This is a genomic window from Amycolatopsis sp. NPDC049159, assembly GCF_040648295.1.
Classification (GTDB): Bacteria; Actinomycetota; Actinomycetes; order Mycobacteriales; family Pseudonocardiaceae; genus Amycolatopsis; species Amycolatopsis pretoriensis_A.
Map to the genome: position 1 here is coordinate 105531 of NZ_JBEZDL010000011.1, position 13810 is coordinate 119340.

Genomic DNA, 13810 nt, shown 5'->3' on the forward strand with positions numbered 1-13810 from the left:
GTCACACCCCGCTCGTCTCTTCGTCGTGCAGCCGCGCGAAGAGCGACTGGACGCGCTTGTCGTCGACGGTCCGTTCTTCGCAGTAGGACGCGAACAGCTCCCCCGGTGAGCGGTCCGCGATCGCGCGGTCGCCCGCCGACGTCGTGATCGGCGCGGCGAACTCCGGGTCGATGCGGATTTCCAGGGCGTTGGGCAGGGCTTCCTGGATTTCCTCGCGCAGCCCGGCCCTGGTCGCTTCGCGGACGTAGACGCGCAGGTAGTCCTCGCCGAACTCCGCCGCGCGGCCGGTCAGCTCGGCCACCGTGCCGTGGACGGTCCGCAGCCGCCGCCCCGCGGTCAGCGGCAGGTCCGTGATCTTCGCCGGCGTCGTCGGCGAAACCTCGACGGCGAGCACCACGCTCTTGTTGTCCTGCTCGCCGAAGTCGACGGCGAACGGCGAACCGCTGTAGTGCACCGGGCACGCGGCGGGCAGCGACTGGCGGCGGTGCAGGTGGCCGAGCGCGACGTAGTGCGGGTCGGCGCCGAACGCCGTGGCGGGCACGTGGTACTCGAAGATGGACTGCGCCGCGCGCTCGCCGCCGCCCAGCGCGCCGCCGGTCACCGTCAGGTGCGCCATGACGAGGTTGACCGCGCCGGGCGTGAAGCCTTCCTTGAGGCGTTCCAGGATGTCGCGCACGCGCTGGTCGTACTCGCCGACGTTGTCCGCCGGGGTCCCGGTGATCAGCTCGGCGGCGCGGACCGCGTAGCGCTGGGAAAGGAAGGGCAGCACGGCGACGTTGACGCGCTCGCCGGTCGACCGCGCGTCGAACGACACGACCCCGCCGTCGGCGGCCGGGCGCGGGTTCCCGGTGAGGTGGATGCCCGCTTTGCGCAGCAGCGGCCGGTAGGCCTCGAACGTCGCGGCGTGGTCGTGGTTCCCGGCGATGGCCAGCACCTCGGCACCGGTCTCGCGCAGCGCCATCAGCGCCTGCACCACGAGCTCCTGCGCGGCGGCCGAAGGTGCCGACGTCTCGTACAGGTCACCCGCGACGAGGACCGCGTCGAACTCCTCCTTCCGCGCGATCCGGACGATTTCGCCGAGCACCGCGCGCTGCTCGTCGAGCCGGTTGCGGCCCTTGAGCGTCTTGCCGACGTGCCAATCGGAGGTGTGCAGGAACTTCACACTTCGTCCTTCCGTTCGGATAGCGGGCAGCGGGCTCAGAAGGGCGGCGGGTCGTCACCGAAGGGGTCGGCGCTGCCCGAGGGCAGGCCGGCGAAGGGATCGGCCTTCTTCGCCGACGCCGTCTTCACCGGCACCTGACCGGCCTCGGAAAGCCGCGTGGCCCAGGCCGGGAACGGGAAGCCGACGGCGATCGGCACCGGGATCTCCGGCTGGCTCACGAACATCGTGCCCGGCGTGGCGAGCGTCGCGCGGACCCGCTGGCTCTGCGGCAGGAAGCCGTACTCGGGCCGCGAAGCCTCGGCGGCGTCGAGGCGCCCGACGATCCGCACCGAGCTGTTGCTGACGATCCGGCGCTCGACCTCGCTGGCGGTCTGCTGCGCGCCGATCAGGATGACGCCGAGGGAGCGGCCGCGCTCTGCGATGTCCAGCAGCACCTCCTTGATGGGGCTGCTGCCTTCCCGCGGCGCGTACTTGTTGAGCTCGTCCAGCATGGTGAACAGCAACCCGCCCGGGCCGGCGGCTTCCTTGCGCGCGGTCTCCGCCGCCAGCGTCACCCCGACGACGAACCGCTGCGCGCGCTCGACGAGGTTGTGGATGTCCACCACGGTCACCTGCTGGTTCTCCGTGGACAACGAGCGCGCGGGGTGGTCGGCGAGGTCGCCGCGGATGAGGCCGGACAGCGCGCGCTGGCTGGAGCGCAGGCGGCGGATGAACGCGTTGACCGTGCCCGCGCCGGTGACCGCACCCGCCCAGCTCGCGCGGGTTTCCTCGTCGGTGACGCGTTCGCAGATGACGTCGACGAGTTCCGCGTAGGTGCGGCAGAGCACGCCGTCGACGTTGGCCGCGCCGTCCTTGCCGGCCGGGGTGCTGTCCAGCCGCAACCGGTTCGCGACCTGGTGGATGACCATCGTGTACTGGTTGCGCTCGTCCTCGGCGTCGGCGAAGACGTAGGGCAGCAGGTCCTTCGCGCAGAACTCCGCGATGGTCCACCAGAACGCGCCGACCCCCGAGGTCCGCCCGGTGACGTAAGGCTTCCCCGTGGTGTCCGACGGCGTCGGCGGCGCGTAGAACCCGACGGAGGCGAACGGCTCCGCGGGCAGGCCGAGCTTGGCGTACCCGGCCTTGAGCTTCTCGTCGAGGTGGACGTTCGGGGTGTCGAGGAACAGCAGGTCCTCGCCCTTCACGGAGAAGACGAGGGCCTTGGCGTTGTGGGCGTTGGGCAGGGCGCCGCCGCGGAAGATCGAGTGCAGCAGGAACAACGCGAACGACGTCTTGGTGGCCACGCCGGAGACCCCGCTGATGCTGACGTGCGCACCCCGCGTGCCGTCGAGGAAGTCCATGTTGAGGAAGACGGGTTCGCCGTCGCGGCCGAGGCCGACCGCCACCTGGCGGGTCATGTTGTCGAAGTACAGCGCCTGCGCGCGATCTTCCCCCACGGCGCGCGAGACGACGGCGCCCGGCTTGGGCGGCACGTAGCACTCGGGTTCGACGCGGGTGGTGGCGATCTCGGCGATCTCCTGCACCTGCGCGGGCAGGACGCCGTCGGAGATCAGGAAGACGTCGCTGCCGAAGCTGGCGCCTTCGTGCCGCGCGCTCACCTGCGTGACCACGCCGTAAGAGGTGACTTCCCCGAGCCCCGGCAGATCCCGCCGGGTCACGACGACGTCGTCGAGCTGCAGATAGGCTTCCGGATCGATGGCCACGCTGAACTGCAGCGGCGTCGAGTCCTCGGTGCCTGCCACCCGTCCGACCACGGTGGTGAGCGTCTCCTGGTCCACGGTTCTCCCTGTCCGCGCGGGTGTTCCTCCCGCGGCAGACTAGCCCGCCTGCGGTTTCGCCCCGCGCCCAACACGGCGTACTCCCCGGGTTGCCCGCGCGGGCCAAGACTGCGCCGAACGAGTGAGTTCACCCTTCGGGGAAGATCCTTTCGCCGCCGCAGGCCGGTTTCCGGCGGGCGCCGGCGTCCCGCTCGCCAAGCCCCGCAGCGGGTCCGGCGCCGCCCGCGTCCCGCTTCCCCTGGCTCCACGGCGAAGCGGCGCCGGACGGCCCTCGGACGGCCTCCGGGCGGGGCCCCGAACCCCGGCCGCTGCGCGGGATCGGGACCCGGTGGCCCCCGCCACACGGCGGGAGGGGCCGCTCCGGGCGTGTCGCGGGGAAAGTTCTCCAAAAGGCCCTCGGGTCCTATATGGACGACCACTGTGGACGGCACCGGGTTGGTGTTTTGCCTGCTCAGGGCCGTGCCCGGACTCCGGGGCGTGGTCCGGGAACTCTCCGGGGGAGGCCGCCGGGGAGGCGGAACCCGCCCCCGTACAAGGAAAAATTTCGACCCCCGGTTGGATTTTGTGCGGTATTGGTAATACCGTGTGCAGTGTCGGCCGAGATGGGCCGTGACTAAGTTCCACTATGGAGGACTGGAATGACGAACAAGGCCCAGCTGATCGAGGCGCTGTCGGAGCGTCTGGGCGACAAGAAGGTGGCTTCGCAGGCCGTTGACGGTCTGGTGGACATCATCATCCGGACGGTCAACAAGGGCGAGAAGGTCAACATCACCGGCTTCGGTGTGTTCGAGAAGCGCGCCCGCGCCGCTCGTACCGCGCGCAACCCGCGCACCGGTGAGGCCGTGCGCGTCAAGAAGACCAACGTGCCCGCCTTCCGCGCCGGCACGACCTTCAAGGACGTCATCTCCGGCACCAAGAAGCTGCCGAAGGCCACCCCGGTCAAGCGCGCCGCCGCGGCGACGACGACGACCCGCGCGACCGCCACCAAGGCCGCCGCCGCGGCCCCGGCCAAGGCCACCACCACCCGCACCACGCGGGCGGCCGCCGCCAAGCCGGCCACCACGCGGGCGACCACCACGCGCACCCGCGCCGCCGCCGCCAAGCCGGCCGCCAAGGCCACCGCCACCAAGGCGGCCCCGAAGACCGCGGCGAAGACCACCGCGGCCAAGGCCACCACGGCGAAGGCCACCACCACCCGCGCCAAGGCCGCCGCCAAGCCGGCCGCGACCAAGACCGCCGCGGCGAAGAAGCCCGCCGCCGCCAAGGCTCCGGCCAAGCGCACCTCCGCCGCCAAGAAGAAGTAGTTCCACCCCCTGGCGACATCGGAAGGGCCCCGCACCGAACTGGTGCGGGGCCCTTCCGCGTTCCCGGTACCCCGAAACCGGTCCCGGCCCGCCCGCACGGCAGTCCGGCAGGCACAAGCCCCGGCTGCGGTCACGACGCTTCGCCACCCGTCAGTCCGCCGGTAGCGGCAAGCACGCCGAAACCCACCGCGCACCCGGCTCTCGGCGAAGTCGCGGTCCCGGCCCACCCGTTGGGGTGAACGCCGGTGGTTGCCGGTCCCGGTTCCGGGGTAGCCGCCGGGAATCACACCCGGCAAAAGGAGTCGAGATGACGGAGAACGAGAACCGGCCGCAGGACCCCGAAGCGGACCTGGCCCACAGCCGTCAGTCCATCAAGGAGGCCAAGGAGGCCGCCGAACAGGCCCACCTGGCCGACGCGGACGACGGCGACGCCCCGGGCGAGGCGGGCTTCGATCCGGGAATGCGAGCCGATTAACCCACCGCACGTCGGCCGAGTGGACGGGAAATTGCCGTACCTATCCTCGACTGGATACACTCCACCGAAGGACGTCGACCATTGTGCAACTTGTCACACGTCACGTTCCCCGGACGCACATCCAGCTGAGGAGCATTCCCGTGGCCCAGAAAGTCCTCGTCGAGATCCTGGACGACATCGACGGCAGCAAAGCCGCCCAGACCGTTCAGTTCGGCCTCGACGGCGTCACCTACGAAATCGACCTGTCGGACGACAACGCCGCCAGCCTGCGCGACGAACTGGCCCGCTACGTCTCGGCCGGCCGTCGCATCGGGGGCCGCAAGGTCCGCGTGGCCACCGGCCAGTCGACGACGACCAGCACGACCGACCGCGAGCGCAACCAGCAGATCCGCGCCTGGGCCAACGCGAACGGCTACGAGGTCTCCGAGCGCGGCCGCCTTTCTTCCGAGGTGATCGCGGCTTACGAGCAGGCCCAGGTCGAGGAAGCGGAAACCCCCGCGGCCGCCCCGCGCAAGCGTGCCCCGCGCAAGAAGGTCGCCGCCGCGAAGAAGTAAGGCGGTGGCCGGCAGATCACTGGGGACCCGGCCCGTTGGCGGCAAGGACTGAACACCCTCGCCGCCGACGGAGGCCATTTCCCCACCCGGCCCGGCAACGGCCAGCGATCAACCCGTCACTTTTGGCAGTAACCCGAATTCCGGGCCGGCATTCTTTTCCTCGCGAAGCTCGTCAGTAAACCGACTCGAGCAGCGAGACGACCTCGGCTTCCGCAGGCAGCCTCGGCGCGTTCTTCGTCACAGCGTCAGCCACCGCGTCCGCCGCGATGACCGCGATCCCCGCCCGGTCCACCCCCAGCTCCCGCACCGGCCGTTTGATGCCGAGCACGCCGGAAACCTCCCGCACCGCCCCGATCGCCGCCTCCGCCGTAGCCGGCGTCACCCGCAGCGCCCACGCCGTGCTCTCGTAAGCCGAAGCGGCCGCCTCCACGCTGAACTCCATGACCTCCTCCAGCACGGCGGCCAGCGCGACACCGTGCGGCGTCCCGGTGTGCGCGGTCAGCGCGTGCCCGATGCCGTGGACCAGCCCGAGTCCCGACAGCGTCAAAGCGTGCCCCGCCAGGTGCGCCCCCAGCATGACCTGAGCACGCGCCTGGAGGTCCCCGCCGTCCCGGAACGCGACCGGCAACCAGCGGCCGACGAGGCTGATCGCCTGCGTGGCGTACGCGGCCGAGATCGGGCTGGACCCGCGTGAAGACAGCGACTCGATGCCGTGGACCAGGGCATCCAGCCCCGAAGCGGCCGTGACCGGCGCAGGCAACCCCACCGTCAGCTCGGGATCCAGTACGGCGATCAGCGGCTTCACCGACGGGTGTCCGATGTAGACCTTGCGGCAGGCGCGGACGTCCTCGGTGACGCCGAAGCCGTTGGTCTCCGCACCGGTCCCCGACGTCGTCGGGACCGCGATCAACGGCAGCCCGCCGGCGGCGTCCCACAGGCGGTCGGCGTCCGCGGCGGCGGCCGCCGGGTTGCCCGCGAGCAGGGAAATCCCCTTCGCCGCGTCCAGCGCGGAACCCCCGCCGAGCGCGAGCACCGCCGCGTCGCCGAAGGCGCGCAAGCGGGCGGCACCGCGGTCCAGCTCGGCCGTCGACGGGTTCGGCCCCACGTCTTCGTGCACGACGTACTCGATCCCGGGCCTCGCCAGGATCTTCTCGACGCGGCCGACGATCCCGGTGGCCCGCAGGCCGCGGTCGGTGACCACGAACACCCGGGCGTACCCCACCACCTCGACGAAAGCGGGCAGTTCGGCGACGACGCCGGGGCCGTATTCGGTACGGCCGCCCGGCTCCACGGACAAGCGCATGCTGCCTCCTTCAGACCGCGGGGACGGTGGGCATCGCGCCCGGGAAAGTCTCGTCCGAAGTGGACGCGACGAACCGGCCGCCGACGAACGACCGGGTCTCGGGCGCCGGCCGGGCGTCTCGGGTCAGATCCGCCACCGTCGCACCGCCTCTTCGTCCAGTTCGACGCCGAGCCCGGGCCGCCGCGGCACCTCGACCTCGCCGGCGGCGTTGATCAGCACCGGTTCGGCGAGCATGAAGTCGCGGCGTTCGGGCGTCCACCCGGGCGGGTCCCAGGGGAACTCGAAGTACGGCCCGCCGCCGACGCCGGCCGAGACGTGCAGGTTGGCCAGCACGCCGATGCCGTTGGTCCAGCTGTGCGGCGTGAACGCGCGGTGCTTGAGCTGCGCCAGCTCGGCCAGCGTGCGCGCGCGGAGCATGCCGACCGCGAGCACGACGTCCATCTGGTAGACGTCCAGGACATCCTCTTCCAGGTAGCGCAGCAGCTCCGGCACCGAGTGGTGCATCTCTCCCGCCGCGATCCGCACGCCCGGGTTCTCGGCGCGGAGGGTCCTGAACCCGGCGAGGTCGTGGTAGGGCAACGGTTCCTCGACCCAGAGCACGTCCAGCTCGGCGAGCCGGCGCACGAGCTTCCGCGTCCCGGCCAGGTCGGCCGCGGCGCTCGTGTCCCCGGCCATCCGCCAGGACTGGTTGAGGTCGACCATGATCCCGAAGTCCGCACCGAGCACCTCCCGGACGGCGGCAACGGCGGCGACACCGTCGGCCACGCGGTCGCGGTCGATGCGGATCTTCATCGCCCGGAACCCGGCTTCCCGCGCCCGCAGCGCGGTCTCGACGCGCTCCTGCGGCGGCTTCAGCTCGGCCGAAGAGGCGTACGCGGGCAGCGCGCGGGCAGCGTTCCCGAACAGCGCCGCCACGGGCAGGCCGGCGACCTTCCCGATGATGTCCCACAGCGCGGCTTCCAGGGGCCAGAAGCGGCCGCCGTGGAAGGTGGCCGTCTCGATCGCCTTGACGTGCCGGACGATGTCGAGAGGATCTTCGCCGAGGAACAGGTGCTCGACCGCGTCGAAGCCGGCCATGGTGTCGCCGGAGCCGATCCCGGTGACGCCTTCGTCGGTGTGCACGCGCACGATCGTGGCGTCGAAGTGCCGGCGCGGGTCCGGATCCCAGGCCGCCCGCAGCGGCGGGTCGAGCTCGAGCCGCAGGCGGTCGAGGGTGACGGCGGTGATCTTCATCCGCCCACCTCCGCGGGCGCGGTGGACGCGAAAGCCATGGGAGCTCCAGCCCGTGGAGAGTGCGGCCGATCCGACGGTAGGTTCGCCGGAAATCGCCGGGCAAGACTCACCCGCCGATTGCAATCCCCGTTGCGCTGACGCCAACCCGGTACGTTCCGTGCCATGCCCACCCCCGCCCGGCACCAGGGTCACGGCCTGCGCCGCGACCTGGACCTGCTGGAGGCACTGGCCTCCCCCGAGGCGCAGCGAGCGGGTGAGCTGGGCGTGGTCCGCCTCGCCCAGCTCACCGGCCGCGAGAAGAGCCAGGTGTCCCGCGCTCTGAAGGCCCTGGCCGAGGAGGGAGTGGTCGAGCGCGACCCGGACACCCTCGGCTACCGCCTGGGCTGGCGCCTGTTTTCACTGGCCGCCCGAACGGTGGAGGACCGCCTGGTGCGCACCGCCGAACCGGTGATGCGCGAACTCTCGGCCGAACTCGAGGAGACGAGCCACCTCTGCGTGCTGCGCGACCAGGAAGTCTTGACGCTGCTGTCGGTGTCGGGCCATTCGTTCCGAGTCCACGACTGGGAAGGCCGAGGCGTCCCGGCCCACTGCACCTCGGCGGGCCGGGTGCTGCTGTTCGACGCCACCCCGGACGATCTGTACGTCCGCTTCGCCGCTGCTCCCGAGGCGCCTGCACTGCCGCAGCTGTGGCTTCGCATCCAGGAAGCCCGCCGGGCCGGTTACGCCCAGGTCCAGGAGGAGTTCGAGCCGGGGCTGGCAGGGGTATCAGCCCCGATCCGCGACTTCCGCGGCCGCGTGGTGGCGGCGTTGAACGTCTCAGCCCCGGCTTCCCGTTTGAGCGAGCGCCTGGCAGCCGCCGGCGAGGAGACAGCAAAGGCAGCGGCAACAATTTCCGCCCACCTGGGCTGGGAGCCCCACCCAAAACCCCTGCCGACGACCCACCTCACCTGAATTGTGTCGCGACGTCTCCGGCGAGCCACGATCAGCGGTCGCCTGTGGCACCATGAAGCGGTGAACGACCCCGATACCGGCACGCACAACAAGATCGAGAAATCGACGGTATCCGGGCAAGCGGTGCAGGCGAACAGCATCGGGTCGGTTCATTTCGGCGGTACCGGCGCGGGCGCCGTGGCGCTCGACCGGGCCATCCGTGACCTCGTGCCCATTCTGGAGAGCGTGCTGGAGCGCGGGTTCTCCGGGCGGGAATGGCTGATCGACCGGATCGACCGATTCCTCGAGCGTCACCGTTGTGGCTACGTGTGGATCGAAGCGGAAGCCGGCATGGGCAAGACCGCACTGTGCGCCCAGCTGATCCGGGAAAGGGCCTGGATCGGGCACTTCGCACGGCTGAACAACGGCGGCCTCTCCCGCGTCGGACTGCAGAACCTGGCCGGGCAGCTGATCGCGCACCACGAACTGTCGGATTTCGCGCCCGGCCGCATGATGCCGGAATGGACTTTCACCCCGGAAGGCTTCGAAACGGTTCTCTCCCGGGCCGCGGAGCAGGCCCGAGACGCCGGGAAGCCACTGGTTCTCCTGGTCGACGGCGCCGATGAGGCGGAAACTCCCGAGGGCATGCAGCCGTGGGGACTGCCGGGCCTGTTGCCGTCGGGGGTGTTCGTCGTGGGGACCTACCGCACCGGCAGCCCGCCGCCGCGGTGTGACGCTCCCCGTGCCGTTCTTTCGATCCACCCCACCGACGCGCAGAACCGGGACGACGTGGCGTCCTACCTCGGCAAGGCTCTCCAGGAACCCGAACTGTCCGCCCGCCTGGCCGAGACGGGAGTCCTCGCCGACGCGTTCGCCGCCGACGCCGCCGATCGCTGCGGCGGGGTCTGGGTCTACTTGCGGTACGTCCTCGACGAGATCCGGCTGGGGTTGCGCGATCCCCGGGAGCTGGGCGAACTCCCCGCCGACTTGCCGTCGTACTACACCGCACAGCTGACCCGGTGGAGCCGCGAGCCATCCTGGCACGACGGCCTCCTGCCACTTCTGGCCACCATGGCGGTCGTCGGCGAACCACTGCCCCCGGCGACGCTGGCCCGGCTGTCCGGAGTCGCCGAATCCTCCGTCCGGCAATGGTGTCACGCGACGTTGCGACCGTTCTTGACGGCTTCGGCTCCGCTACCCGGGGAAAATCCGGCCGCGGGGCTCCGGAAGTTCGAGATCTACCACGCGAGCATGCGCGAGGTCCTGACCGGCGCCCGCTCCGGCACCGCCGAGTCCGAAGAATCGTGGGCTTGGTCCGAAGTGCTGGCGCCCGCCGCCCGGGCGGCCCATCGCCGCATCGCGGACCAGTGCCTCGACCTGTTCGGCGGCCTCGACGCCGGTCTCCCCGCCTTGGCCGACGATCCGGGCCTCGGCGGCGCCGACCAGGGGTATGCGCTGTCGCACTTGGCTCGTCACCTGGTCGCCGCGGGCGACTGGAGCGATCTGCACCGGCTGTTGCGGGTCGAGAAGGCGACAGCGGACGACGAGGCCGTCAACGTCTGGTTCGCCGCCCACGACCGCGCCGGCCCTTTGGACGGCTACCTCGCCGATTTGGCGACCGCGAGAAGGGAGTGCGAGCGGCGGACCGACCAGTCGCTCGCGGCCCGCCGTCCGGCTCCCAGCCTGGCCGACGAGATGCGCTACCTGCTGATGGGCGCCTCGATCACCAGCCTGACCAACAGCGTTCCGGGCGACTTGCTGGTCTGCCTCCTCGAGCACGGCGTGTGGTCCTGGGAACGGGCGCTGACCCACGCGCACCGCCTGTCGACTCCGCGCGCTCGCGCGGAAGCGCTGGCCGCCATGATCCACGCACTGCCCGAAAACCAGCGACCCGATGCTGCCCGCCAGGGGTTCGGTGCGGCCAAGATCATCACCAAACACCACGAGCGCGCCCAAGCACTGGTGAGCCTGGCGCCCCACCTGCCCGCCGGTCAGCTCGCGGAAGCGCTGGCCACCGCACGCAGCGTCCCCGACAACAACGTGCGCGCCGAGCTCCTCGCCCGGCTGGTGCCACACGTGCCCGCCGAGCAACGGCCCGCGGTGATCGCCGTGGCGCTCAAAGCCACCGGTGCCGCCGCGAGAACGATCCCGGTCGGCCTGAAGGTGCTGTCGATCCTGGCGCCACACCTGCCCGCGGAGAAGTTCCGCGAACTGCTCGGCGACCGGCTGGACGATTCCTGGAATGACCTCCCCGAAGACGTCGAGAGCGACGTGCTGGCCGCGTTGTGCCCCTACCTCCCCACAGCGAACCTCACCCGCCTCGCCGAGGACGTACTGGACTCGAGATTGCAGGTCGAAGAAGTTCTTACCTCGATGGAACGTCGACGCATGGTGGACCACGTGGGCTCGGAGCGTTCAGAGAGAACCCGCGGCAAGAAACTCGCTGCGCTCGCGGCCTACTTCCCGGACGACAAACTGACCGACGCGTTCGCCGTCGCACGATCGATCCGGCAGGTTGACTCCCGCGTCGAAGCCCTGCTCGGCTTGCTGCCCCACCTTCCCGCGAACATCCGGACTCGCGCGGTCGCCGATATCCTCGGCGCCACCGGTTCGCTGCACAGCCCACACAGGCGGGTCGACGCGCTGATCCGGCTGACACCGCACGCGCCGCTCGGCCAGCGAGCCGAGATCCTCACCGAAGCCCTGGAAACCGTCACCAAAATCACCTACAACGACGCCTACGTGCGCGCGCTGACGAACCTGTCCCCGGGATTGCCCGTCGGCCAGGCCGGCGAGATTCTGAAAGCCGTACCGACCATCTCGGACGAGACCGTCCGGGCCGAAGCGCTGGCCACGCTGGGACCGCAGTTGTCGGACGAACAGCGCGCGGGCGCGGTGGCCGCCGCCGGAGGAATCGGCGACGAGAAGGCGCGAGCAAGCGCTCTGGCCGCTCTGGCGCCGTGTCTGTCGGACCGGCAGCTCACCGAAGCCTTGTTCCTCGCCGGAGAAGTCAGCGACAGCAAGGCGAAGGCCGACGCCTTGGCCGGCCTGGCTCCCCACCTCTCGGAGAGCCAGCTGGCGGGGGCGCTCTCGACCGCGAAGTCGATCCCACGCGTCAACGCCCGGGTGCACGCGCTGATCGAGCTGGCGCCCCACCTGCGTACGCCCCAGAGGGACGCTGTCCTCGCCGCCGTGCGGGAAATCCCCTATCCCGGCGTCCGGGCCCGCGCGCTGGCGGGACTGGCCCGGCGCCTGCCGGAGCACGGTCGGCACACCCTGCTCACCGAAGCACTGTCCGCGGCACAGGCCGTTTCGCACGAAAGTTCGCGCGCCGACGCAGTGGCAGCGATGGCTCCTCACCTGCTGTCCGACCAGGTCGCCACAGCATGGGCCATGGTCGAAGCCATAGCCGACGGAGACGCGCGGGCGAAGTCCGTGGCGGCACTCGCGCCGTACCTGTCACCGGACCAGCGGCTCACGGCGTTCGAGTACGCACTGGCCACGCCGGACAACGGTGAACGCGCCGCGGCACTGACCCGGGTGGCGCCCCACCTGCCGTGCGAGCTGAGGGTCACCTCGTTCGAGGCGGCGGTGGCCGCCGCCCAGGCCATCCCCAATCGGGGACAGCGGCTGCGCGCGTTTTCCGTTCTGGCGGAGCACCTTCCCATCAGCACGGTGAGCAAAGCCCTGAGCGCGACCGAGTCCGCGTTCAGCGAAGGCACCGTCAGCCGGATGCTGGCGGCGTTGTCGCCGCACCTCCCGGCCGACCAGGTCGTCAAGGCGTTGCAGATCGTCAGGACCTTCACCGACGAGGATTGCCGGGCCGAAGCGCTGACGGCGATCTCTCCGTACCTCCCGATCGACCACCTGATCCCAGCGGCGCTGGCGGTCCCCTACGGTTTCGCGGAACCTCTTCACCGACAGCTCGAACGGGCGGGCGAAGGTCCGGACGCGGCCCAGCCGGATGAATGGGTGGCGCTCCTGCGCACGATCTTCCGCAGCGTCGACCGGAACGTCTTCCTCGAGTTGCTGAAATCGAGCACCGGCATGCTCAGGAGCCTCGCCGGCCCGGCCGCGGCCGGCGACCTGGCATCGGCGATCCGGGACACCCATCGCTGGTGGCTGTAACCGGCGGCGAGCGCGACGCGGTCCGAACGGAACCGCTGGTCCGCCGCCGCCTCGTGGTGCCGGACGATGGTCGCGCCGTCGACATCCTTGCCAGGCAACACATCCCATCCACGTCGCCGGGGAGAGCTGGACGAGCGACGTGATCCGGGCCGCTCGTCCACGCCTGGCGCTGTCGTCATGGATCCCGGACGCCGAGAGCCACCACCGGGCTCGAGGTGTCTTCGCTGTGCTGATCTCGGACGGGGGTCAGAGCGGATTCCATGTGTGGACTGCTTTCCAGGCCGCGTCGGCGGCGGCGAAACCGTGGAATGCCAAGACGGCTTCGTCGAGGTCGTCGATGAACACGCGGTAGTGCTCCTCGGCGGATCCATCACGGTATTCGAGGGAGTACCGGTCTTCGGGTGCACCTGCCCTGCGGCCGAGGCCGACCTGCACGTAGACGCCCGCTCCGCGTTCGAGGCAGGTGTGCCAGTTCGCCCGGCCGATGCGGCGGACCTGCTCAGCTATCTCGTCGGTGGTGGGGCTGGACCTGCCGGGTCGAAGGGTCGTAGCAGACCAGGCTGTGTCGATCTGCCAGTTCAAGGATGCGAGGACCTGCTTCCGCAGCCCGGGACAAGCCCATGCAGAGGACCACGCGGCGATCCGTGACGTCCGGGCTCATGTTCCACGGGGAGTCGTCGAGGTCGGTGAGGTCCTCCAGTCGTGGATACTGCGTGACCAGCTCCGCGGCGAATTCGAGGTTCCGGGCGGCCGGCGCAGTCGAGGTCTCGTCACCGTCGGCCAGCCGGTCGCAGATCTCACCAGCCCGCTCGGCGGTGACCGGGTTGGGCTCGGCCCACAGGTAGAGGTCGTAGCTCACAAGACCGAAGCCTTCTTTCTTCCCGCCGAACGATCAGCGGCCATCTTAGGCTCGCCCATCGACACGCCGGAGCGACGGCGCGGG

At 70.7% G+C, this 13810-nt stretch carries 11 protein-coding genes; 5 read left to right on the forward strand and 6 right to left on the reverse strand.

The window, feature by feature from the left end:
- Position 1: 1 nt before the first annotated feature.
- Together AB0B33_RS21370 and AB0B33_RS21375 are read right to left on the reverse strand one after the other, a co-directional pair.
- Positions 2–1162, reverse strand: coding sequence for an exonuclease SbcCD subunit D (locus tag AB0B33_RS21370; protein ID WP_360774363.1), 1161 nt, complete (start codon positions 1160–1162; stop codon positions 2–4).
- 35 nt (positions 1163–1197) lie between these two features.
- Entirely contained in the window at positions 1198–2940 is a 1743-nt protein-coding gene (locus AB0B33_RS21375; protein WP_360774366.1) for an ATP-binding protein, read from the reverse strand.
- A 638-nt stretch (positions 2941–3578) separates the two neighbouring features.
- Between AB0B33_RS21375 and AB0B33_RS21380 the strand changes: the two genes are divergently transcribed.
- From AB0B33_RS21380 to AB0B33_RS21390, 3 genes are all read left to right on the forward strand, one after another.
- Positions 3579–4244 (forward strand): HU family DNA-binding protein, encoded by a 666-nt coding sequence (locus AB0B33_RS21380; protein WP_360774369.1) that lies wholly within the window; start codon positions 3579–3581, stop codon positions 4242–4244.
- Positions 4245–4551: 307 nt separating this feature from the next.
- Complete coding sequence (locus tag AB0B33_RS21385; RefSeq protein WP_360774372.1) at positions 4552–4719, forward strand: hypothetical protein; 168 nt, start codon at positions 4552–4554, stop codon at positions 4717–4719.
- A gap of 140 nt (positions 4720–4859) precedes the next feature.
- Positions 4860–5273, forward strand: a complete 414-nt coding sequence (locus tag AB0B33_RS21390; RefSeq protein WP_247013439.1) for an Lsr2 family protein — start codon at positions 4860–4862, stop codon at positions 5271–5273.
- Between the two features lie 172 nt (positions 5274–5445).
- Here AB0B33_RS21390 and AB0B33_RS21395 read toward each other — a convergent pair whose 3' ends face one another.
- From AB0B33_RS21395 to AB0B33_RS21405, 3 genes are read right to left on the reverse strand one after another with little or no spacing between them, the layout of a single operon-like run.
- Positions 5446–6576, reverse strand: coding sequence for an iron-containing alcohol dehydrogenase (locus AB0B33_RS21395; RefSeq protein WP_360774376.1), 1131 nt, complete (start codon positions 6574–6576; stop codon positions 5446–5448).
- A 10-nt stretch (positions 6577–6586) separates the two neighbouring features.
- On the reverse strand, positions 6587–6712 hold the full coding sequence (locus AB0B33_RS21400) for a hypothetical protein (protein WP_360774379.1): 126 nt from the start codon (positions 6710–6712) through the stop codon (positions 6587–6589).
- Positions 6700–7809: a mandelate racemase/muconate lactonizing enzyme family protein gene (locus tag AB0B33_RS21405; protein WP_360774382.1), complete on the reverse strand. Its 1110-nt coding sequence runs from the start codon at positions 7807–7809 to the stop codon at positions 6700–6702. Before AB0B33_RS21405 ends, AB0B33_RS21400 begins: the two co-directional genes overlap by 13 nt.
- 162 nt (positions 7810–7971) lie before the next feature.
- Here AB0B33_RS21405 and AB0B33_RS21410 point away from each other — a divergent pair, with 162 nt between their 5' ends.
- Together AB0B33_RS21410 and AB0B33_RS21415 are read left to right on the forward strand one after the other, a co-directional pair.
- A complete protein-coding gene (locus AB0B33_RS21410; protein ID WP_360774385.1) occupies positions 7972–8760 on the forward strand; it encodes an IclR family transcriptional regulator in 789 nt (262 codons plus the stop codon).
- A gap of 60 nt (positions 8761–8820) precedes the next feature.
- Positions 8821–12867: an ATP-binding protein gene (locus tag AB0B33_RS21415; protein WP_360774388.1), complete on the forward strand. Its 4047-nt coding sequence runs from the start codon at positions 8821–8823 to the stop codon at positions 12865–12867.
- Between the two features lie 499 nt (positions 12868–13366).
- On the opposite strand, the gene AB0B33_RS21420 is transcribed toward AB0B33_RS21415, so the two are convergent.
- Positions 13367–13726: a hypothetical protein gene (locus AB0B33_RS21420; RefSeq protein WP_360774391.1), complete on the reverse strand. Its 360-nt coding sequence runs from the start codon at positions 13724–13726 to the stop codon at positions 13367–13369.
- Positions 13727–13810: the final 84 nt, after the last annotated feature.